The organism is Rhodobacter capsulatus SB 1003, from assembly GCF_000021865.1.
GTDB lineage: Bacteria > Pseudomonadota > Alphaproteobacteria > Rhodobacterales > Rhodobacteraceae > Rhodobacter > Rhodobacter capsulatus_B.
In genome coordinates this window covers 2,842,755-2,864,758 of sequence record NC_014034.1, presented here as the reverse complement: position 1 = coordinate 2,864,758, position 22,004 = coordinate 2,842,755, and the positions used below count along the sequence as shown (strand labels likewise).

The 22,004-nt window shown below is 66.1% G+C and carries 19 protein-coding genes; 12 read left to right on the top strand and 7 right to left on the bottom strand.

Annotated elements, in window-relative coordinates; all coding sequences use genetic code 11:
• Positions 1–50 precede the first annotated feature (50 nt).
• Positions 51–620, top strand: a complete 570-nt coding sequence (efp, locus tag RCAP_RS13230; protein ID WP_013068380.1) for an elongation factor P — start codon at positions 51–53, stop codon at positions 618–620.
• A gap of 318 nt (positions 621–938) precedes the next feature.
• On the opposite strand, the gene irrA is transcribed toward efp, so the two are convergent.
• On the bottom strand, positions 939–1,355 hold the full coding sequence (gene irrA / locus RCAP_RS13225; RefSeq protein ID WP_013068379.1) for an iron response transcriptional regulator IrrA: 417 nt from the start codon (positions 1,353–1,355) through the stop codon (positions 939–941).
• 154 nt (positions 1,356–1,509) lie between these two features.
• Between irrA and fabA the strand changes: the two genes are divergently transcribed.
• The 6 genes from fabA (at position 1,510) to mtnA (ending at position 8,214) form a co-directional block, all read left to right on the top strand.
• Complete coding sequence (gene fabA, locus RCAP_RS13220; RefSeq protein WP_013068378.1) at positions 1,510–2,019, top strand: bifunctional 3-hydroxydecanoyl-ACP dehydratase/trans-2-decenoyl-ACP isomerase; 510 nt, start codon at positions 1,510–1,512, stop codon at positions 2,017–2,019.
• Positions 2,020–2,042: 23 nt separating this feature from the next.
• Complete coding sequence (gene fabB / locus RCAP_RS13215; protein ID WP_013068377.1) at positions 2,043–3,272, top strand: beta-ketoacyl-ACP synthase I; 1,230 nt, start codon at positions 2,043–2,045, stop codon at positions 3,270–3,272.
• Positions 3,273–3,277: 5 nt separating this feature from the next.
• Positions 3,278–4,066, top strand: a complete 789-nt coding sequence (locus RCAP_RS13210) for an enoyl-ACP reductase FabI (protein ID WP_013068376.1) — start codon at positions 3,278–3,280, stop codon at positions 4,064–4,066.
• Between the two features lie 54 nt (positions 4,067–4,120).
• Positions 4,121–4,945, top strand: a complete 825-nt coding sequence (locus tag RCAP_RS13205) for an alpha/beta fold hydrolase (RefSeq protein ID WP_013068375.1) — start codon at positions 4,121–4,123, stop codon at positions 4,943–4,945.
• A gap of 120 nt (positions 4,946–5,065) precedes the next feature.
• Entirely contained in the window at positions 5,066–6,934 is a 1,869-nt protein-coding gene (locus RCAP_RS19365) for a calcium-binding protein (protein WP_013068374.1), read from the top strand.
• A gap of 176 nt (positions 6,935–7,110) precedes the next feature.
• The gene (gene mtnA / locus RCAP_RS13195) at positions 7,111–8,214 is read left to right on the top strand and encodes an S-methyl-5-thioribose-1-phosphate isomerase (protein WP_013068373.1); all 1,104 of its coding nucleotides are present in this window, start codon (positions 7,111–7,113) and stop codon (positions 8,212–8,214) included.
• A 226-nt stretch (positions 8,215–8,440) separates the two neighbouring features.
• On the opposite strand, the gene RCAP_RS13190 is transcribed toward mtnA, so the two are convergent.
• Positions 8,441–9,412 (bottom strand): sugar-binding transcriptional regulator, encoded by a 972-nt coding sequence (locus tag RCAP_RS13190; protein ID WP_013068372.1) that lies wholly within the window; start codon positions 9,410–9,412, stop codon positions 8,441–8,443.
• Positions 9,413–9,495: 83 nt separating this feature from the next.
• Here RCAP_RS13190 and RCAP_RS13185 point away from each other — a divergent pair, with 83 nt between their 5' ends.
• Entirely contained in the window at positions 9,496–11,529 is a 2,034-nt protein-coding gene (locus tag RCAP_RS13185; RefSeq protein ID WP_013068371.1) for a bifunctional aldolase/short-chain dehydrogenase, read from the top strand.
• Positions 11,530–11,756: 227 nt separating this feature from the next.
• Here the strand turns inward: RCAP_RS13185 and RCAP_RS13180 are convergent, their stop codons facing one another.
• From RCAP_RS13180 to RCAP_RS13160, 5 genes are all read right to left on the bottom strand, one after another.
• Complete coding sequence (locus RCAP_RS13180; protein ID WP_013068370.1) at positions 11,757–12,566, bottom strand: DeoR/GlpR family DNA-binding transcription regulator; 810 nt, start codon at positions 12,564–12,566, stop codon at positions 11,757–11,759.
• A 93-nt stretch (positions 12,567–12,659) separates the two neighbouring features.
• A complete protein-coding gene (locus RCAP_RS13175) occupies positions 12,660–13,718 on the bottom strand; it encodes an ABC transporter permease (RefSeq protein ID WP_013068369.1) in 1,059 nt (352 codons plus the stop codon).
• Positions 13,715–15,253, bottom strand: coding sequence for a sugar ABC transporter ATP-binding protein (locus tag RCAP_RS13170; protein WP_013068368.1), 1,539 nt, complete (start codon positions 15,251–15,253; stop codon positions 13,715–13,717). The genes RCAP_RS13175 and RCAP_RS13170 overlap by 4 nt, the downstream gene beginning before the upstream one ends.
• Positions 15,250–15,897, bottom strand: a complete 648-nt coding sequence (locus tag RCAP_RS13165) for a DUF2291 domain-containing protein (RefSeq protein ID WP_013068367.1) — start codon at positions 15,895–15,897, stop codon at positions 15,250–15,252. The genes RCAP_RS13170 and RCAP_RS13165 overlap by 4 nt, the downstream gene beginning before the upstream one ends.
• Positions 15,898–15,960: 63 nt before the next feature.
• Complete coding sequence (locus RCAP_RS13160) at positions 15,961–16,902, bottom strand: D-ribose ABC transporter substrate-binding protein (RefSeq protein ID WP_013068366.1); 942 nt, start codon at positions 16,900–16,902, stop codon at positions 15,961–15,963.
• 352 nt (positions 16,903–17,254) lie between these two features.
• On the opposite strand from RCAP_RS13160, the gene RCAP_RS13155 reads away from it, so the two are divergent.
• The 4 genes from RCAP_RS13155 to RCAP_RS13140 are packed head-to-tail and all read left to right on the top strand — an operon-like array spanning position 17,255 to position 21,979.
• The gene (locus RCAP_RS13155) at positions 17,255–18,721 is read left to right on the top strand and encodes an L-fucose/L-arabinose isomerase family protein (protein WP_013068365.1); all 1,467 of its coding nucleotides are present in this window, start codon (positions 17,255–17,257) and stop codon (positions 18,719–18,721) included.
• Positions 18,722–18,732: 11 nt separating this feature from the next.
• Positions 18,733–19,557, top strand: coding sequence for a transketolase (locus tag RCAP_RS13150; RefSeq protein ID WP_013068364.1), 825 nt, complete (start codon positions 18,733–18,735; stop codon positions 19,555–19,557).
• Complete coding sequence (locus tag RCAP_RS13145; RefSeq protein WP_013068363.1) at positions 19,557–20,519, top strand: transketolase family protein; 963 nt, start codon at positions 19,557–19,559, stop codon at positions 20,517–20,519. The genes RCAP_RS13150 and RCAP_RS13145 overlap by 1 nt, the downstream gene beginning before the upstream one ends.
• Positions 20,516–21,979, top strand: a complete 1,464-nt coding sequence (locus tag RCAP_RS13140) for an FGGY-family carbohydrate kinase (protein ID WP_013068362.1) — start codon at positions 20,516–20,518, stop codon at positions 21,977–21,979. The genes RCAP_RS13145 and RCAP_RS13140 overlap by 4 nt, the downstream gene beginning before the upstream one ends.
• Positions 21,980–22,004: the final 25 nt, after the last annotated feature.

Here is a 22,004-nt window from a genome sequence, read left to right as displayed (position 1 = left end):
CGCCATCCGGGCGCCAGAGCCTGTCTTAGACCCCATTCAAGGAACCACACATGGCCAAAGTCATCGCCTCTTCGCTGCGCAAGGGCAACGTCGTCGACATGGACGGCGTGCTGTACATCGTGCTGACCGCCGAAAACATCCACCCGGGCAAGGGCAACTCGGTGACGCAGGTCGAGATGCGCCGGATTTCGGACGGGGTGAAGGTGTCGGAACGCTGGCGCACCGTCGACAGCGTGGAAAAGGCGCATGTCGATGAGAACGAATTCGACTTCCTCTATGAGGATGGCGAGGGCTTCCACTTCATGAACCCCGAGACCTACGACCAGATCACCGTGTCGGAAGATGTGGTGGGCGATGCCAAGGTGCACCTGCGCGACGGTATCCGGGTCTGGCTGCTGACGCATGAAGGCGTGGCGCTGTCGATCGAACTGCCGCAAAAGGTCACCGTCGAGGTCGAAGAGACCGAGCCGGTGGTGAAGGGGCAGACCGCGTCCTCCTCCTACAAGCCCGCGATGTGCACCGGCGGGATCCGCGTGATGGTGCCGCCGCATATCGGCGTGGGCACGAAGATCATCATCAATACCGCCGACACCTCCTATGTGGAGCGCGCCAAGGAGTGATCCTTCGGATCAGCGACGACCCTCAGGCACCCTCCGGGGTGCCTTTTGGTTTGGGGGCGTGGGTCCGGCCGGGACTTTGCCCGATTTGGCCCGTGACAAATCGGGCCGCGCCTGCCTGCCCGTGGCAGGCGCGTTTCCGCGCCAGCCCAGTCAGGCGCGGCCCGATTTTCAACCCTCAGTCTTGCGTCTGGCCCCTTGCCCTGCGGCTTGCGCCTTCGGGCAATCGTCCCGCGCGGTCTGCCACTGGCAGACCGCCGTTGCGGGCCGACATGCAAAAGGCCGGGGAACCCCCCGGCCTTTTGCTGCATTCGGTTGTGCTCAGATCTTTTTCAGCCGGATCACCACATCGACGCGGCTGACCTCGGTCCCTTCGGGGGCCTTCGGCACGCGCACAAGTTCCAGTTCCTCGACCGGGGCGTCAGAGATCCGGTTCTCGCCCTCCCAGAAGAAATGCGGGTGGTCGTCCATGCGGGTGTCGAAATAGCTGCGCCCGGCATCGACGGTGATTTCATGCATGATCCCCGCCTCGCAAAAGGCGCGCAAAGTGTTGTAGACGGTGGCGAGCGAGACCTTTTCCCCGGCGTCGCGGGCGGCGGCATAAAGCCCCTCGGCGGTCACATGCCGGTTCATCCCGTCGCCGACCAGAAGCGACGCCAAGGACATCCGCTGCCGGGTCGGCCGCAGCCCGCCCGCGGCAAGCCAGCGCAGTCCACGTTCCTGAGCCATCGTCTTCATGATCGAAAACCCTTTTTTCCTGTAACTATTATAAGTTGAACCGGCATCGCATTCAACGGGATTCTGACGCACCCCCGGGGGCGGGGGCGGGCCTTGCACCTTCGGGCGGGGGGGTGTTAGAGGAAGGGGGACAAGACCTTGGGGGGAAACGCCGATGTCACTCTATCCGACAAGCTTCGGCAAGGACGATCTGCTCAAATGTGCGCGAGGCGAGCTGTTCGGGCCGGGCAATGCCCAGCTTCCGGCGCCGCCGATGCTGATGATGGACCGCATCACCGAGATTTCGGAAGACGGCGGGCTGCATGGCAAGGGCCATGTGGTGGCCGAATTCGACATCACGCCCGATCTGTGGTTCTTTGACTGCCACTTTCCGGGCAATCCGATCATGCCGGGCTGCCTTGGCCTTGACGGGCTGTGGCAGCTGACCGGCTTCAACCTGGGCTGGCGCGGCTGGCCGGGGCGGGGCTATGCGCTGGGCGTGGGCGAGGTGAAGCTGACCGGCATGGTCCGCCCCGACCGCAAGATGCTGACCTACAAGGTCGATTTCACCAAGGCCCTGCAGACCCGGCGTCTGACCATGGGCGTCGCCGACGGCATCGTCGAGGCCGACGGCGAAGTGATCTATGTCGTCAAGGACATGAAAGTGGCTCTCTCCGAGAGCTGAGCGAAGAAGGACAGGAGGCCCCCATGCGGCGCGTCGTCATCACCGGGCTGGGCATCGTCAGCCCCATCGGCAACTCTGCCGAAGAGGTTTCGGCCAGCCTGCGGGCCGGTCGCTCGGGCATCGTCTTTGCCCCCGAATATGCCGAACGCGGTTTCCGCAGCCAGATCCATGGCGCGCCGCAGATCGTGCTGGAAGACCATATCGACAAGCGCAACCTGCGCTTCATGGGCCGCGGCGCCGCCTACAACTTCCTGTCGATGGAACAGGCGATCCGCGATTCGGGGCTTGAGGAAAGCGACATCTCGAACCCGCGCACCGGGCTGATCATGGGCTCGGGCGGGCCCTCGACCTCGAACTTCTTCGAGGCGCATCAGACCGTGCTGCAAAAGGGCGCGCCCAAGCGCATGGGGCCGTTCATGGTGACGCGCTGCATGTCGTCGACGAACTCGGCCTGTCTGGCGACGCCCTTCAAGATCAAGGGCGTGAACTATTCGATCACCTCGGCCTGCTCGACCTCGGCGCATTGCATCGGCAACGCGGCCGAACTGATCCAGATGGGCAAGCAGGACATCATCTTCGCCGGCGGCGGCGAGGAACTGGACTGGACGCTGTCGTGCCTCTTTGACGCGATGGGCGCGATGTCGTCGAAATACAACGACACGCCGACCACCGCGGCCCGCGCCTTCGACGCGACCCGCGACGGCTTTGTCATCGCGGGCGGCGGCGGCGTGCTGGTTCTGGAGGAACTCGAACATGCGAAAGCCCGTGGCGCGAAGATCTATGCCGAAGTGACCGGCTACGGCGCGACTTCGGACGGCTATGACATGGTCGCCCCCTCGGGCGAGGGCGGCGAACGCTCGATGCGGCTGGCGCTGGGCACGCTGCCCGAAGGCCGCCAGATCACCTATATCAACGCGCATGGCACCTCGACCCCCGCGGGCGACGTGACCGAGGTCGAGGCCGTCCGCCGCGTCTTCGGCGCGGGCAAGGTGCCGCCGATCTCGTCCACGAAATCGCTGACCGGCCACAGCCTCGGCGCGACCGGCGTGCATGAGGCGATCTATTGCCTTTTGATGATGCAGGGCAAATTCATCACCGCTTCCGCAAACGTCACCGAGCTGGATCCCGCGATCAAGCCCGAGGAAATCGCCACCAAGCTGGTCGAAAACGTCGAGTTCGACTCGGTTCTGTCGAACAGCTTCGGCTTTGGCGGCACCAATGCGACGCTGGTGATGAGCGCTTACAAGGGCTGAGTCTGATGGCTGATCTGATGAAGGGAAAACGCGGCCTCGTCATGGGCGTGGCCAACGAGCGCTCGATCGCCTGGGGCATCGCCTCGGCGCTTGCGGCCGAGGGGGCAGAGCTGGCCTTTTCCTATCAGGGCGAGGCCTTCGGCAAGCGCGTCGAGCCGCTGGCGGCTTCGGTGGGCTCAAGCTTCCTGGTCGATGTCGACGTGAACGACGATGCCTCGCTCGATGCCGCGTTCCAGCGGCTCAAGGACGAATGGGGCACGATCGACTTCGTCATCCATGCCATCGCCTATTCCGACAAGAACGAGCTGGCGGGGCGGTTCATCCACACCACGCGCGACAACTTCAAGAACAGCCTGGCGATTTCCTGCTACAGCTTCATCGACATCGCCCGGCGCGCGTCGGAACTGATGCCGAATGGCGGCAGCCTGATCACGCTGACCTATGGCGGCTCGAACCGGGTGACGCCGTTTTACAACGTCATGGGCGTGGCCAAGGCGGCGCTGGAATCGGCCGTGCGCTATCTGGCGAATGACCTTGGCCCGCAAGGCATCCGCGTCAATGCGATCAGCCCCGGGCCGATGAAGACGCTGGCGGGTGCGGCCATCGGCGGCGCGCGGAAAACCTTCCGCCACACCGAAGCCAACAGCCCGATGCGGGCCAATGCGACGCTGGAGGCGGTGGGCGGCTCGGCGGTGTTCCTCTGTTCCGATTACGGCGCCTGCACGACGGGGGATGTGGTGATGGTCGATTGCGGCTATCATGTGCTGGGAATGCCGCAACCCGAGAACATCTGAGGATGGATTGTGACACGGGGCGCCTTCGGGCGCCCTTTGCTTTTGGAGGGTAGGATGACGTTTTTCACCGCAGACGATGGCGCGAAGATCGCTTTCACCGATGAAGGGCAGGGGCCTGTCGTGCTGGCGCTCGCCGGTCTGACCCGCACGGGCCGCGATTTCGATTATCTGGCGGCGCATCTGCCGCCCTGCCGTCTGATCCGCATGGATTATCGCGGCCGCGGCGAGAGCCAATGGACCGGCGCCGCGACCTATACGGTGGTGCGGGAAGCCGCCGATGCGCTGCAGCTGCTCGACCATCTGGGCGTCGCAAAGACGGCGATCCTTGGCACCTCGCGCGGCGGGATGATCGGCATGTATCTGGCCGCCACCGCCCATGACCGGCTGACCGGGCTGTGCCTGAACGACATCGGCCCGGTGCTTGAACGCGCGGGGCTGATGCGGATCTTCGATGTGGTGGGGCGCAACCCGGTGGCGAAGAGTTTTGCCGAGCTGGTGGAAAAGCTGCCTGCCGCGATGGTCGGCTATGAAAATGTGCCGATGCGCCGCTGGCTGGAGGAAACCGAGCGGCACAACATCGAAACCCCGCAAGGCGTGAAGATCAACTATGATCCGGAATTGCGCGACGCTTTCATCCACGCCTTTGACAGCGGTGTGCTGGAAACATGGCCGCTCTTTGACGCCTGCGCCGGTCTGCCCGTCGCGCTGATCCGGGGGGCGAATTCCGACCTTCTCTCTGTCGAAACCGTGGCCGAGATGCGCCGCCGCCGCCCCGATCTGCTGTTCGCCGAAGTTCCGGGCCGCCCGCATATCCCCTTTCTCGACGAGCCCGAGGCGGTCGCGCTGATCCGCGCCTGGATCGGGCGCCTGCCCGGCTGAGGGCGGCAGTCCTGCGGCATTTTCGCAAGATGCCCCGCATTTTAACCAAAGTTGACGCCGGTCATGGCGCGGCTCACGCCTTCGTGAGGCAATTCCCCCGCTCTGGTACGGGAGGACACCATGACGCTTTCTTATCGTTTCGATTCCTGGATTCTGACACGCCGCTTTCCCGATCCGACGGATTGGACCGAGCAGGTGAACACCCTGCAGCACACCAACGTCACCCTGCGGGTGCCCGACGGGCAGAACACCTTCGTTCTGTCCGACAATGGCATGACCGATCCGACGCAGTTCGAGGATTCCAGCATGTCCTATGTGCTGGCCAGCCTTGGGCCGGTGAACGAGGCGCTGGGGCAGGGGCACATGGTCGCGATCCGGCGCGTGCATTACGACGACGGCACCTTTACCGATGTGCTGCACATCAGCCGCCATGTCGTGGTCGATGTGGCGGGAACCCCCGTGATGGTCGGCTTCGACGAGATCTTCGTCTATCTGGGCGGGGTGGCACTGCCTGATTTCACCTCGGCCGCGGCCATGGCCGCCTGGGCGGGCAATTACCTGTCCTGGGGCGTGCCCAGCCCCGCGCTTTACCCGACCGGCGCCGCGATCGACTGGGGCAGCTTTGACATCGACAACGTGATCCGCGGCACGACCCTGGCCGATACGCTGACGGGCGGCGCCCTCAACGACGAGATCCTGGGCCTTGCGGGCAATGACAGTCTTGCGGGGGGCGAGGGCAACGACACGCTGAACGGCGCGGCGGGGCGGGACACGCTGACCGGCGGCACCGGCGATGACATGCTGAGCGCCGGGGCGATGGATGTGTCGAACGATCTGCTGCTGGGCGGCGCGGGCCTTGATACGGCCGATTACCGCGCCGTCACCGCGGCCTCGGGGATCTTGATCGATCTTCTGGCGGGCAGCGCGGTGAATGCGGCCCATGTCGGCACCGACCGGCTGGTGGGCGTCGAAAATGCGATCGGCGGCGCGGGGGCGGATACGATCCTCGGCACCGCCGGGGCGAACCGGATCGACGGCGGCCTTGGCGCCGATGATCTGCGCGGCGGCACCGGGAATGATGTCTATGTCGTCGATCGTGCGGGCGACCGGATCACCGAGGCCGCGGGCGGCGGCACCGAGACGGTGATCGCGACCTATTCCGGCCATACGCTGGGCGCCAATCTGGAAAATCTGGTGCTGGACGGCGCGGTCATGGTGGGCAGCGGCAATGCGCTGGACAATCGGGTGACCGGCAATGCGGCGGCGAACCTGCTGGCGGGCGGGCTTGGCAACGACCTTCTGCGTGGCATGGCCGGGACCGACACCCTGCAGGGCGGCGACGGCCATGACACGCTGGATGGCGGCACCGGCGCCGACCGGATGCAGGGCGGGGCGGGCAATGACAGTTATCTGGTCGACGAAAGCGGCGACCGCATCTTCGAGACCGTGACCCCGAGCGGCACCACCGATGCGGGCGGGCGCGATCATGTCAGCAGTTCGGTGACGATCAACCTTGATGCCTATGCGGGCGTCCGCTTCGTCGAGAATGTCACCCTGACCGGCACTTACACGATCAACGCCACCGGCAATGCGCTGAACAACCGGATCATCGGCAATGATGCCGACAACCTGCTGGCGGGCGGGCTGGGCAATGACGTGATCACCACCGGGCTGGGCAATGACGTGATCGTCTTCAACACCGCGCTGGGCGCGAGCAACGTGGACATGATCACCGATTTCTACGCCGGTTACGATCAGATCCGGCTTGACGATGCGATCTTCACCACGCTGGCGCGCGGGACGCTGGCCGACAGCGCCTTTGTCGCGAACGAGGGCGGCCGGGCGATGGATGCGGGGGACCGGATCCTGTTCGATACGGCGACGGCGCGGCTTTACTATGACGCCGACGGCACCGGGGCGGGCGCCCGGGTGCTGGTCGCCTTCGTCACCGGCTCGATCCTGTCGGCGGATGATTTCCTGGTGATCTGACCCCGGTCCGAAAGACCCCGGGCCTGTCCTGCGGGGCGGGCCCGGGCCTTCGCGGGGCGCTTCGTCGCAGCGGCGCCCTGACGGCTTTGCAATTGTCATTAGCGTTTGACTTATGCTGCATCCGATGGAACACCTGCGGCCAAATCAGGCCCGCAAGCCGGGCAAAGGAGGATGCGGTGAAGATCGACGGAACCCCCTATCGCACAATCTGGCAGGACGCGCGCGGCATCGTGCAGGTGATCGACCAGCGCTGGTTGCCGCATGAATTGCGCATCGTCGATCTGCAAAGCCGCGCCGATTTCGCCGTGGCGATCCGCGACATGTGGGTGCGGGGTGCGCCGCTGATCGGGGCGGCCGCCGCCTGGGGCGTGGCCGTGGCGATGCAGGAGGACCCCTCGGATGCCGGTCTGGCCGAGACCTGGGAGGTGCTGCACGAGACCCGTCCGACGGCGATCAACCTGCGCTGGGCGCTTGACGAGATGGTGCGGGTGCTGCGCCCGGTCCCGCCCGAGCTGCGCGCGGGCGTGGCGGCGAAACGCGCCGCCGAGATCTGCGACGAGGATGTGGAGATCAACCGCCGCATCGGCCTGCACGGGCTGGAGATCATCAAGGCGATTGCGGCGAAAAAGCCCGGCCAGACGGTCAATATCCTGACCCATTGCAATGCGGGCTGGCTGGCGACGGTCGATTGGGGCACCGCCACCTCGCCGATCTATCACGCGCATGAGGCGGGGATCCCGGTGCATGTCTTCGTCGACGAGACCCGGCCGCGCAATCAGGGCGCGCAGCTGACCGCCTGGGAAATGAACCATCACGGCATCTCGCATGCGCTGGTGGTGGATAACGCGGGCGGCCATCTGATGCAGCACGGCGAGGTCGACATGGTGATCGTCGGCACCGACCGCACCACCGCGCGCGGCGACGTCTGCAACAAGATCGGCACCTATCTGAAAGCCTTGGCGGCGCGGGCGAATGGCGTGCCCTTCTATGTCGCGCTGCCCTCGCCGACGATCGACTGGCGGGTGCAGGACGGGGTGAAGGAAATCCCGATCGAGGAGCGCAATTCCGAAGAGGTGACGCTGGTGCAGGGCCGCGGCGCGGATGGCAAGATCCAGCTCGTGCAGATCTCGCCCGACGGCACGCCCGCGCGCAACCCGGCCTTTGACGTGACGCCCTGCGAGCTGGTGACCGGGCTTCTGACCGAGCGCGGGCTGTGCCCGGCGCAGGCCGAGGCGATGGCGGCGATGTTCCCCGATCTGAAAGCCGCGATGCTGGGCTGAGGCCCCTCTGGCCGAGGCCATCGCCTCGGCCTTTCGGACCGTTTCCCCTTGTCCGGCCGCGGCCCCAAAGGCCGCCGGCCAGCGCCCGCCCCGCCCCCGGCGGGCGCTTCTCGCCCGCCGGGGCAGGCGCCGGCCTCTGGTGTGCCTGGTGAAACGGTCTTGTGACCACGGCCGCGCGGCGGGCGGGGAAACGCGGATCGCGTTTCCTGTTCCGCCCGAACTCCGCCTAAGCCGCCGCCAGCAGCGCCTCGGCCACCCGGGTCGAGGTCGCCAGATGCGTGACATAGCCGCCGCGGATCGCCGCAAGGCTGGGCGTGACCTTGTCGAGCCCCGGCGTCACCAGAATCCCCATCTCCAGCCCCACCAGCCGCGGCAGGTCGATGCCGATCATCCGCGCCTCGGTCTCGCCCGGCATCTGTCGCCCCATCGCATCGACGAAGCGCCCGCAGATCACCCCCGCCGCGCCGCGCGCGACATGGGCGGCCAGCTCCTCGGGCGTGGCCAGACCGGAACTGACGACATGGCTGTTCTCGCTCACCGTGCCGACGGAAAAGAGAAGCTTGTTCACCCCCTGCAGCGCCTGCAGCTGCGCGCGCAGGATCGGCTCGGCCCGCAATTCCTCGGCCAGCGCCGCGCGGCTCAGCACCGCGGGCGCATGCAGGTTCAGACAGCGCGCCCCCAGGCGTTGCGCGAGCCGGGTCGAGCAGGCCTCGGCGGTGAAGCCATAGGGCGTCGCCATCGAGCCCACCAGCTGCAACACCGTCAGATCCTCGATCGCGCGGTTTTCGACCCGCTCGGCCAGCGCATAGACGGTGCGGCCCCATGCCACGCCCAGCCGGTCGCCGGGCGCCAGAAGGTCGGGCAGCCACAAGGCAGCCCCGCGCACGACACGGGCAAAGGCCGGGTCCGGGGCCAGCCCGTCATCGGGCACGACATAGGCCTCGGCCAGACCGAATTTCGTGCAAAGTTCAAGCGATAGCCGATGCGCGGTAAAGGCGGGCGCCGCCAAGGTGATGCGGATCAGCCCGGTTTCGCGCGCCTCCTGCAGGTAGTTCACCACCGTCGCGCGGGAAATCCCCAAAGCCTCGGCGATATCCTGCTGGTTGCGGCCGTCGTGATAATACATCCACGCCACCTCGATCACCGCGTTTTCACCGCTGATCCGGCCCAAGGACCGTCGCCGTGTCGTGCCTGCCATTTGGCCCTCCGGGTTTCGCCGTTTGACAAAAATAGGTGACAAAAGTAAGGAAATCCAGCGCCCGTGAGGAAAAGGAGACCCCGATGATCCGCAATCTCTGGAGTGACGCGGCGGCTGCGGCTGCCGGGGGGGATCTTGGCCAGCGGATCTACAGCGCGCGGCTGATCGGCGCGGAGCCGGAGCTGGTGCTGCACGGGGGCGGCAACAGCTCGGTGAAGACCGATGCGCTGGACCTGTTCGGCGAGACGGTGTCGGTCTTGCATGTCAAGGGCTCGGGCCATGATCTGGCGACGATCGACGCGGCCGGAATGCCTGCGGTGCGGCTGGAGCCGATGCTGCGGCTGCAGGATTTCGACGCGGTGGCCGATGACGTGCTGGTGAAGCTGCAGCGGCTGAACCTGCTGGATCCCGCCGCGCCCAACCCCTCGGTCGAGATGCTGCTGCATGCGTTCCTGCCGCATAAATTCGTCGATCACACCCATGCGACGCCGTTTCTGGTGCTGGCGAACCTGCCCGAGGCCGAGGCCGCGCTGCGCGAGCTTTTCGGCGGCAAGATCGCGCTCGTGCCCTTTGTCAAGCCGGGCTTCGGTCTGGCCAAGGCGGGGCTTGCGACCTATCAGGCGCATCCGGGCGTCGAGGCATTGCTGTTGAAGAACCACGGCCATTTCACCTGGGGGCCAGATGCGAAATCCAGCTATTTCAAGGTGATCGAGCATGCGAACACGGTCGAGGCCTGGCTGAAGGATCGCCGCCCCGCGCCTCTGGTTCCGGCCGCCGCCCTGCCGGTGGCGGAGATTGCCCCGGTGCTGGCGGGTCTGCGCGGCGCGCTGGCCGCGGCGCTGCCGGAAACGGCGGCGCTGCCGGTTCTTGATCTGCGCGCCGATGACGCGACGCGGGCCTTTGTGTCGCGTCCCGATCTGGAGGATCTGGCGCGGGCCGGGGTGGTGACCCCCGATCACGTCATCCGCACCAAGGGCGAGGTTCTGGTGCTGCGCAAGGATGCGCAGACGCCCGAGGGCATGCGCGCGGCGGTCAGTGATTACGTCGCCCGCTACCGCGCCTATTTCGAGGCGAACAAGGCCCGCTTTGGCGGCCCGGTGGCGATGCTCAATCCGATGCCGGGGCTGATCTGGCTGGAGGGGATCGGCGCCGTCGGTGTGGGGGCGGATGCGAAGGCCGCGCGGATCGCGGCCGATATCGGCAGCCAATCCGCCCGGGTGAAGGCGGATGGTCTGGTGGCGGGCGGCTTCCGCTCGATTTCGGATGCCGACCTGTTCGACATGGAATATTGGCCGCTCGAGCTGGCGAAGCTGGGCAATGCCAAGGCGCCCGCCCTGCAGGGCCGGGTGGTGCTGGTGACGGGCGGCGCGGGGGCGATCGGTCTGGCCACGGCCGAGGCTTTCGCGGCCTTGGGTGCGTCGATCTTCATCGTCGATCGTCCCGGCGAGGGGCTGGAAAAGGCCGTTGCATCTTTGGGCCGCGATCATGCAGGGCATGGCTGCGACATCACGCAACCGGGCGCGGCGGCGGCGGCGGTGGCGGCCTGTGCGGCGCGGTTTGGCGGGCTGGATATCCTTGTCTCGAATGCGGGGGCGGCGATCACCGGCGATATCGCGACGCTCGATGATCAGGTGCTGCGCGGCAGTTTCGAGCTGAACTTCTTCTCGCATCTGGCGTTTTCGCAAGCGGCCATCGCGCTTTACCGGGCGCAGGCGGCCGGGCGCGGCACGCGCGGCGCCGAGCCGGGGCAGATCCTGTTCAACGTGTCGAAACAGGCGGTGAACCCGGGCAAGGGCTTTGCGGCCTACGGGTTGCCGAAGGCGACGAGCTTCTTCCTGTTGCGGCAACTGGCGCTGGAACTGGGGCCCGAAGGCATCCGGGTCAACGGGATCAATGCCGACCGGATCCGGTCCGGGCTGCTGACGCCCGAGATGATCGCGGCGCGGTCCTCGGCGCGGGGGATCGATGCCGGGACCTACATGGCGGGCAACCTGCTCAAGGCCGAGGTCGAGGCGCGGCATGTGGCCGAGGCTTTCGTGGCGCTGGCCCGGGCCGAACGCACGACGGCGCATGTGATGACGGTGGACGGCGGCAATATCGAGGCGGCGCTGCGCTGAGGGCGTCTCGGGCGGATCAGGAAAGGCATCGCCTTTCCCCGCCCGTCAGGGCAACGGTTCAGCACGACCGCATCCCCAAGCACACCAGAGGCCGGCGCCAGCCCCGGCGGGCGAGAAGCGCCCGCCATGGGCGGGGCGGGCGCTGGCCGAGTGCCTGAAGCACTCGGCGGTCACCGGGCTGATGTTCCGCATGACCTCGGCGATGGCCTCGGTCAATCGGGCGCCGCTCAGGTCGCGATCAGCAATTCGATGCCGCGGGCCTCGAATTCCTTGGCGTCCTTGTCGGAAATCCCGTCATCGGTGATGAAGGCATGGATCACCGCCAGCGAGCCCAGCCGGGTGAAGGAGCTCTTGTTGATCTTCGAGCTGTCGGCGACCAGATAGACGCGGGAGGCCGCGCGGATCATCGCCTCTTTCAGCTGCAGATCGGCGAAGCTCGGATAGGTCAGCCCGGCATCCAGCGCCACCCCGGCCGTCGCCAGAAACAGCTTTCCGGCAAAGATGTTGCGGAAGTAATCCACCGACTTGTCGCCCGAGAGCGAGAGGGTGGGGGCCTTGAACTGCCCGCCCGGCATGTGCACTGCCGTCCCCGGCACGGAGCCCAGAATGATCGCGATATTGAGCGCATTGGTGATCACCGTCAGATTGCGCCGCGTCACCAGCCGCGTCGCCACCTCGGTCGTCGTCGTGCCCGCATCCAGAATGATCGTCTCGCCGTCACTGACGAGCGAAGCGGCCAGCGCGCCGATCCGCCGCTTCTTGTCCATGTTGTCCTGATGATGCAGCACCAGCCCCTCGGCGCGCGAGGAGGGCGCGTTCAGAAACGCGCCGCCATGTTCGCGGGTGATGAACCCCTCGGCTTCCAGCTTTTCCAGATCCTGCCGGATCGTCGCCTCGGAGACCTGAAAGGCCACCGCCAGATCGCGCACCCGCGCCGAGCCCTCTTCCTCGATCCATTCAAGGATGCGACGCCGCCGCGGTTCAGAGAGCAGACCGGCCTTGCTGTCGTCACGGATCGGAACGGGTTTCGTCGACACGGGATTCGCCTATCGGTTGCGGGGTATGGGAAGGTCAGGGAATGTCCCTGACCTCCTTAGGGGCGGGGGGCGGGCCGGTCAACGGCCCAATCCTCACCGGCCCAGCGCGGCCTCCTGTTGCAATGCCACGCGGGCCTGAAGCTTGCTTTGCGCCTGATCGATGACCACGGCGGCGACGATCACCAGACCCTTGATCACGGTCTGCCAGAACGAGGACACGCTCATCATCACCAGCCCGTCCGACAGGATCGAGATCACGAAGGCGCCGACGATGGTGCCGCCGATCTTGCCGCGCCCGCCCGAGAGCGAGGTGCCGCCCAGAACCGCCGCCGCGATGGCGTTGAGTTCAAAGGTTTCCCCCGTCGCCGGATGCGCCGCCTGCAGTTGCGAGGCGATGATCAGCCCGACGATGGCGGCGCAAAAGCCCGAGAACATGTAGACGAAAAGCTTGACCCGGTTGACCTTGACACCCGAGAGCGCCGCGCCGCGTTCATTGCCGCCCACCGCATAGATATGGCGGCCAAGCGGCGTGCGTTTGGCGATATAGGCGGCCACAAGCCCCACCGCGATCAGCATCCAGATCTGCACCGGCAGGCCAAGGAAGGTGCCCGCCCCGATCGCCGGGAAGCTGGCCGAACCGTAGTCCGGATTGCCCGAGAGGTTCGGGAAGGTCCGCCCGCCCGACGACAGCAGTGCCGCACCGCGGGCGATGTAAAGCGTGCCCAGCGTGGCGATGAAGGGGGCGACGTTCAGCTTGGTGATCAATATCCCGTTCACGAAGCCCACGAAAACGCCGACACACATCACGATCAGGGTGATTTCCAGCGTGTTGAACTGCATCGTGCCGACCGTGCCAAGGTCGATGCCGTAAAGGATCAGCCAGCCCGAGACCATCGAGCACAGCCCGACGGTCGAGCCGACCGAGAGGTCGATGCCGCCGGTGATGATGACAAAGGTCATGCCGATCGCCAGAAAGGCGGTCAGCGCGGCATGTTTCGCCACGATCACGCTGTTGGCGACCGACAGGAAATTCGGCGCCATGATCGCGAAGAAGCCGAAGACCAGGATCAGCGCGACATAGGTGCGCGCCTGCAGCAGCGTCAGAAGCAGGGGCGAGCCCGGCGCGGGCGAGGAGGCGGGTGCGGCACTCATGCGGCGATGTCCTTCGAATTTTGCGCAACGGGGACGGTGGTGGCCGAGATCACCTTCGCGGCTTCGGTGCCGGAGGGGAACTCACCGGTCACGCGGCCCTGCGCCATGACGATGATGCGGTCGGAAAGGGCCAGGACCTCGTCGAGGTCCGAGGTCACGAAGAGGATGCCCAGACCCTCGGCGGCCAGACGCCGCATGGTGCGGAAGACCTCGGCCTTGGCGCCGATGTCGATGCCGCGCGAGGGCTCGTCCATCAACAGCACCTTCGGCCCGGTCATCAGCGCCTTGCCGATGACGACCTTTTGCTGGTTGCCGCCCGAAAGCGACGAGACCGGGTTTTCCGGGCTCGCCACCTTGATCGTCAGCCGCTTGATGAAATCCAGCGCGGTCTGCGCCTCGCGTTTCAGATCGAGGTGGAAGAGTTTCGCAAAGCCGGGCAGGGACGAGAGCGTCAGGTTCTCCCGGATCGACATGATCTGGATCAGCCCGTCGCGCTTGCGGTCTTCGGGGATCAGCGCGATGCCGCGCGCGATGCGCCCGGGCACGTCGCGTTCGGTCAAGGGCTTGCCCTCGACGAAGAAGCGGCCGCCCGAATGCGGGTGCTGCGCCATCACGCATTCCAGAAATTCCGACCGCCCCGCGCCCATCAGCCCGTAAAGCCCGACGATCTCGCCCGCGCGAATGGACAGCGAGACGTGATCGACAGTGAAGCCGCCCCCCGCGCGGGGCAGGGTGATGGCTTCGGCGCGAAAGATCTCGGGGCCGAAATGCGCGACCTCGGAGCGGCCGTATTCTTTCGAACTTGACCCGATCATCGCCTGCACGATCCAGGGGATGTCGACCCCTTCCATGCTGCGCGCGCCGGTGATGGTGCCGTCGCGCAGCACGGTGATGTAATCGCCGACGCGGATCAGCTCTTCCAGCCGGTGGCTGATGTAGACGATGCCGACGCCCTGGGCTTTCAGCTCGTCGATGACGCGGAACAGCACCTCGACCTCGGCCGCCGACAGCGCCGAGGTGGGCTCGTCGAGGATCAGGATGCGGGCGTTCTGCGCCAGCGCCTTGGCGATTTCCACGATCTGCTGTTGCCCGATGCGCAGATTGCCCAAGGGCGTGTCGGGGTGGATGTTCTGTTCGAGCCGCTCCATCAGCACGCGCGTCGCGCGCCGATGCGCCTCGATGTCGATGTCGATGCCGCCGCGCGTGGTTTCATGGCCGATGAAGATGTTTTCCGCCACCGTCAGGTTCGGAAACAGGTTCAGTTCCTGAAACACGATGCCGATCCCCGCCGCCACGGCGTCCGCCTTGGTGCGAAAGCGCATCTCGCGCCCGTCCATGGTGATCGTGCCTTCGGTCATGTCCTCGACCCCGGCGATCAGCTTCATCAGCGTCGATTTGCCGGCGCCGTTTTCGCCCACCAGCACATTGACCGCGCCCATGCGCAGATCGAAATCCACGCCCTTGAGCGCGCGGGTGCCGGGGTAGACCTTGACCGCCCCGCGCATCTTCAGCCCGATCGGATGCTGTTCCGTCATGGCAGCACCGTCAGCGCGATGGGGGTGACCAGCCATTTGTCAGAGGCCGTGCGCAGCGAAAAGACGCCGGTAAAGGCGACGGTCTTGCCGGTCGGGTCTTCGGTGGGAACGCTCAGCCCGGCCGCGGCGCGGTCGTTCAGCGCCCGGCCCAGCTTGCCGAATTCCATCTGGTCGCGGAAGGCGGTGAAATCATAGATCTTCGGCGCCACATCGCGCAGCGCATTGCCCTTGATCACCGGGCCCAGCTGCAGCGTCAGATCCGCCGCGCCGTCGCCATCGGTATCAAGATCAAGGATGCGCGCGCGCGTGCCAAGCTCGGCCTTGATGACCTTGCCCTGATCCTTGAGCGCGAAATTCCAGGGCGAGCCATTGCCCGCGCCGCGCGCGCCGTAAGCCGCGCCTGCCGTGTCCAGCCCGGCGGCGATCTGGCCGCGCAGGGTGCGCGCCGTCTGCGCCTGCACCGCGATCAGTGGCAGAAGCTTCGCCTCGTAACTCTCGGCCAGAAGCGTGGTGATGCGGGCCGCGTCGCCACTGGCGTCGGCGGCGGGGGCGGCAGAGTTTTCCGCCGTTTTCGGCACGATCTTGCAGCCCGTGGTGCCAAGCGCAACCGCAAGGCACAGGGCCGTCACTAGGGGGGATTTCATGGCCGTGGATCCTTTGGAATCCGGCGCGCCGAGGGATATCGGCGCGCCGGGGACGGTCTTTGATCAGTTCGACAGCGCGAAGGTTTCAAGCTTGGCGGCATTGTCGGCATTGATCAGCGCGCAATCCATCAGCTGCTTTTCGTCAACGCCGGTCGAGCCGGTTTTCAGGTATTTGTCGGCCTGTTCGACCGCCATCTGCGCCTGCGCATAGGCCGGTTGCAGGACGGTGGCCTTGATCCCGCCCTTCTTGATCGAGTCGCGCACGTCGTTCGAGCCGTCAAAGCCCACCACGACCACATCGGTCCGCCCGGCGGCTTCCAGAGCGGCCCAGGCACCCATAGCCATCGTGTCGTTGCCCGAGATCACGCCCTTGATTTCCGGGTGCGCCTGCAGCATCGATTCCATCACGGTGTAGGCTTCGGTCTGCGACCAGTTCGCGGTCTGGCTCGCCACCAGTTTCAGGTCCGGATACTGGTCGATGATGTCGTGATAGCCCTGCGAGCGGATGCCCGCATTGGTGTCGGATTCCTTGCCCAGAAGCTCGGCATAATCGCCCTTTTCGCCCATCAGCTTGACGAATTCCTCGCCGCCCAGCTGCGCGCCCTGGTAGTTGTTCGACACGATCTGGCTGACCGCGATCCCCGAGGCGGTGATTTCGCGGTCGATCAGGAACGAGGGGATGCCCGCATCCTTGGCCTTTTGCACCGCGGCCACGGTCGCATCGGCGCCGGCATTGTCGAGGATGATCGCCTTGACGCCCGCGGCGATGGCGCTGTCAAAGAGTTCCGATTGCTTGTTGGCGTCGTCGTCATGCACCAGAACCATGGTGTCATAGCCCAGTTCCTTGGCCTTCGCCGCCGCCCCGTCGGCTTCCGCCTTGAAGAAGGGGTTGTCGTGGCTGGGCGTGATGATGGCGATCGTGTCCGCCGCGGCGGCAAAGCCCGGCATCACACCGGTCATGGCGACGGCAAAAACCGACACCAGAAGGCGTCTCTTCACGTTCATGGGTATCCTCCGTTGTCGCGCGCCCCCCGACCGGGGGCGACTCCCCGGGCTGATCCTGCGCCCGGGCTTCGATTGCCGTCAAGTATTTTCGTTTCGCTTTCGATTATTTCGCTTGCTTTCGCAATAATCACATTCTTGACCCTGAATGTTTGCGGTCATTGCGGCGCTGCGGCATGAATTTCTGCGAATGCACTGCAATCTCAGGGGGTTAGTTTGTGCGGCTTTCGCCTGTCGCGGCGCTTGCGTCGGGGCGGCGACTCGTATTAAAACGAAGCAATCGAAAGTAATCGAAAGCAACCCGCGAGGCGCGCAGGTCGGGCGCAGCGGGGCAGCGAATGTCGGGAGGAGAGACATGAGCCAGCATATCCACCGCAAGGTCACGCTGGGCGTGGTGATCGGCAGCCGCGCCTTTTTCAGCCCCGCGCCCTGCAAGGATGCGCGCGACGAGGTTCTGGCGCAGCTGGCCCGGCTGGGCGTCGATGCGGTGATCCTGCCCCATGAGGCGACGGCGAATGGCGCCGTGCAGTCGATCGCCGATGCCGAGCTTTATGCGAAACATTTCAAGGCGCACCGGGACGAGATCGACGGTCTGGTGATCTGCCTGCCGAATTTCGGCGACGAAATCGCCATCGCCGAGCTGGTCAACCGCGCGAAATTGAACGTGCCGATCCTGCTGCAGGCCAGCAACGATGAAATCGGCAAGGTCGATGTGCACTCCCGCCGCGATGCCTTTTGCGGCAAGTTCTCGGTGGCCAACAACTTCTGGCAATATGGCGTGCCCTTCACCGAGACCACCACGCATACCTGCGACACCGGGGGCGCGGAATTCGGTGCCGATCTGGAACGCTTCGCCCGCATCTGCCGCACCGTGCGGGGGCTGCGCAACGCCCGTATCGGTGCCATCGGCGCGCGGACAAGCCCGTTCCAGACCATGCGGTTTTCGGAAAAACTGTTGCAGGCCAGCGGCATGACCGTGGTCACGGCGGATCTGTCGGAACTGTTGCAGCTGGCAGGCGCGATTGACGACGCCGACCCGGATCTGGCGGCGAAGCTGACCAAGCTCAAGGCCTATGGCAAGATCCCGGCGCATATCCAGCCCGGGCAGATCCTGAAACAGGCGAAATGGACCCTCGCCGTCAACCGCTGGATCGAGGAGAACGGCTGCGACGCCTCGGCCATTCAATGCTGGCGGTCTTTGCAGGACAATTTCGGCTGCGCCACCTGCGTCACCATGTCGATGATGGGCGAGGAGCTGCTGCCCTCCGCCTGCGAGGTCGACGTGATCGGCGCGGTCTCGATGTATGCGCTCGCCTTGGCCTCGGGCCAGCCCGCGGCGCTGCTTGACTGGAACAACAACTACGGCACCGAGCCCGACAAATGCGTCTGCACCCATTGCGGCAACTATCCGAAAAGCTTCATCGGGGACACGCCCGAGATCGGCGAGCTTGACGTGCTGGGCGAAACCATCGGGCGGTCGAAATGTTTCGGCGCGGTCAAGGGCAAGGTGAAGGCCGGTCCGATGACCTATTTCCGGCTCTCGACCGATGACCGCAACGGCACGATGAAATGCTATCTGGGGCAGGGGGATTTCACTGATGATCCCTTCGGGATGGATGGCGGCATCGCCGTCGCCCATGTGCCCCATCTGCGCAAGCTGATGAAATTCGTCAGCCACAACGGCTTTGAACACCATGTCGCAATGGTGCGCGGCCATGTGGCCGATGTGCTGAACGAGGCCGTGGTCCGTTACCTTGGCTGGCCGATCTACCACCACGGGGGCGAACCCGAGCCGCAGCTCTTCACCCCCCACCGTTTCTGACAGAGGATGCCATGACCCCGAAAACCGAAACCGTGGACCGCATTCGCGAAAAGGCGCTGTGGATGCGCCGGACCGCCTTTGCCATGGTGCACAGGGCGCAGCTTGGCCATCCGGGCGGCGATTTTTCCGCCATCGACATTCTGGCGACGCTTTATTTCGGGGTGATGCGCCATGACGCGACCCGCCCCGACTGGGCCGAGCGGGACCGGTTCATCATGTCGAAGGGCCATGCGACCGGCGCGCTTTACACCGCGCTTTGTGCCGCGGGCTATTTCCCCGAGGGCTGGTTGCAGACCTACATGCAGCCGCGCTCGAAGCTGAACGGGCACCCGAACCGCAACTATCTGCCGGGGATCGAGACGAACACCGGGCCCTTGGGCCACGGTTTCCCGGTGGCGACGGGCATCGCGATTGCGGGGCAGCTGACCGGGGCGGACTATCGCACCTTCGTTCTGACCGGCGACGGCGAACAGCAGGAGGGCTCGAACTGGGAAGCGGCGATGACGGCCGGGTTCCGCAAGCTTGAAAACCTGACGCTGATCATCGACCGCAACCGGCTGCAGCAGGGCCAATCGACCGAGGAGACCTCGGGGATGGAACCGCTGGACGAGAGATACCGCGCCTTCGGGTTTGAGGTGGCGGTGGTCGATGGCCATGATCTTGGTGCGCTTTTGGATGTGCTCTCGGCCGCGCCCAAGGGCCGGGGCAAGCCGCTTTGCGTGATCGCCAATACGGTCAAGGGCAAGGGCGTGTCCTTCATGGAAAATCAGGCGAAATGGCACCACGGCGTGCCCGATGATGCGCAATTCGCGCAAGCGATGAAGGAGCTGGTGTGATGTCGCATGCTGCACCGATCAAGGCGGGTCTGGCCGATTGCCGCAATGCCTGGGTGGAAACGCTCGAGGCTTTGGCGGCCGAGGATGAGCGCATCGTCGCCGTGGTGAACGACTCGGTCGGCTCGTCGAAGCTGAACGGGTTTCAGAAGAAATTCCCCGACCGGCTGATCAATGTCGGCATTGCCGAACAGCTGATGGTGGGCGTGGCCGCGGGGCTGGCGAACGGGGGCCGGATCCCCTTCGTCTCGGCGGCCTCGTGCTTTCTGACCGGGCGCGCGCTCGAACAGGTCAAGGCCGATGTGGCCTATGCCGGGTTCAACGTGAAGCTGGTCGGTCAATCCTCGGGCGTGGCTTATGGCGAATTGGGCGCGACGCACCATTCGATCGAGGATTTCGCCTGGCTGCGGCCCCTGACGACGATCACCACCATCGCCCCCGCCGATGCCTGGGAAACCGCGGAAGCGGTGAAATGGGCGGCGGGCCATGACGGGCCGGTCTATCTGCGGCTGTCGCGCATGCCGGTGCCCGATCTCGACATTCCGGGCCGCAAATTCACCCCCGGCAAGGCCGAGGTGGTGCGCAAGGGCGGCGATGTCACGGTGATTGCCTGCGGAACGACGGTGCATCTGGCGGCCGAGGCCGCGGACCGGCTGTCGGACAAGGGCCTTTCGGTAAGGGTTCTGAACATGGCCACGATCAATCCCATCGATGTTGACGCCATTCTGGCGGCGGCGCGCGAAACCGGCGCCATCGTCACGGTCGAGGAAGCCTCGGTCCGCGGGGGCCTGGGCGGCGCGGTGGCGGAAATCACCGCGGGCGAATGCCCGGTGCCGGTCGAACGGCTGGGCTTTCCGGGCTTCGTGCCCACCGGCTCGACCGAATGGCTGTTCGAGGAATACGGGCTTTCCGTCGCGGGGATCTCGGCGGCGGTGCGCAAGGTCTTGGCGCGGGGGACGAAATGAGCGCGCTGCGGGTTCTGGCCATCGATCAGGGCACGACGAACACCAAGGCTCTGGTGGTCGCGGGCGACGGGTCGGTGCTGGCCCGCGCCGCGGCCCCGCTGGTGACGCAGTACCCGCAATCCGGCTGGGCGGAACAATCGGCCGAGGCCCTCTGGGCCTCGGTGCAGCAGGTGATCGCGCAGGCGTTGCAGGCGGCGCCCGGCCCGGTCGATGCCATCGCCATCGCCAACCAGCGCGAGACGCTGGTGCTGTGGGATGCGGTCACCCATCAGCCGCTCTGCCCGGCGATGATCTGGCAATGCCGGCGCACGGCCGAGGATTGCGCGGCGCTGGCGGCGACCGGCATCGGCCCGGTGGTCGCGGCGGCGACGGGGCTTGGTCTCAACCCGCTGTTTCCGGCCTCGAAACTGGCCTGGGCTTTGCGCAACATCCCCGCCGTGGCGGCCGCGCAGGACAGCGGGCGGCTGCGGGCGGGCACGGTCGATGCCTGGCTTTTGTGGAACCTGACCGGCGGCGCGGTGCATGCGACCGATCATTCGAACGCCGCGCGCACGCTTTTGTTCGACACCGCAAGCCTGAGCTTCTCGCCCGAGCTTGCCGCGATCTTTGCCGTGCCGATGGCCTGCCTGCCGCAGCCCTTGCCCTCGGACAGCCTGTTCGGCACGACGGCCGCGGGGGTGACGGCGCTGCCTGCGGGCGTGTCCATTCACGCGATGATGGGCGACAGCCATGCCGCGCTTTACGGCCATGGCGTGCGCGCGCCCGGTGCGGTCAAGGCGACCTATGGCACGGGCTCCTCGCTGATGACGCTGACGCCGGCGCGCGTGACGTCACGCCACGGGCTTTCGGGGACGATCGGCTGGACGGACCGGCAGGGCACGGCCTATGCGCTGGAAGGCAATATCACCGTCTCCGCGCAGGCGGCGGCCTTCATGGCGAAACTGCTGGGGCTCGCGGATGCCCGGGCGCTCTCGGATCTGGCGCAGACCGTGCCCGATGCGGGCGGCGTGAGCTTCGTTCCGGCGCTGGCGGGGCTTGGCGCGCCGCATTGGAACGACGCGGCCCGCGGCACGCTGACCGGCATGAGCCATGCCACCGGCCCCGCCCATCTGGCGCGGGCGGCGCTTGACGCCATCGCGCATCAGATCGCCGATGTCTTCGAGGCGATGCAGGCCGATATCGGCCATCCGCTGGCGGCGCTTTCGGCCGATGGCGGCGCTTCGGGCAATGATTTCCTGATGCAGCTGCAGGCCGATCTGATCGGCCGTCCGGTGCAGGTCGCGGCGCTGGAAGAGGTGGGGGCGATGGGCGTGGCCGCGATGGCGATGGCGGCCCTTGGCCACCGGCTGCCGCTCGCCGCGCCGAAACCGCCGTTCCACCCCGGCCTGCGACCGGCCGAGCGCGACCGGCAACGCCGCGCCTGGGCCCATGCCGTCGCCCAGGCCGCGCTGCCCGGCTGAGCCATTCCCGGCGCCCTCCTTCTCC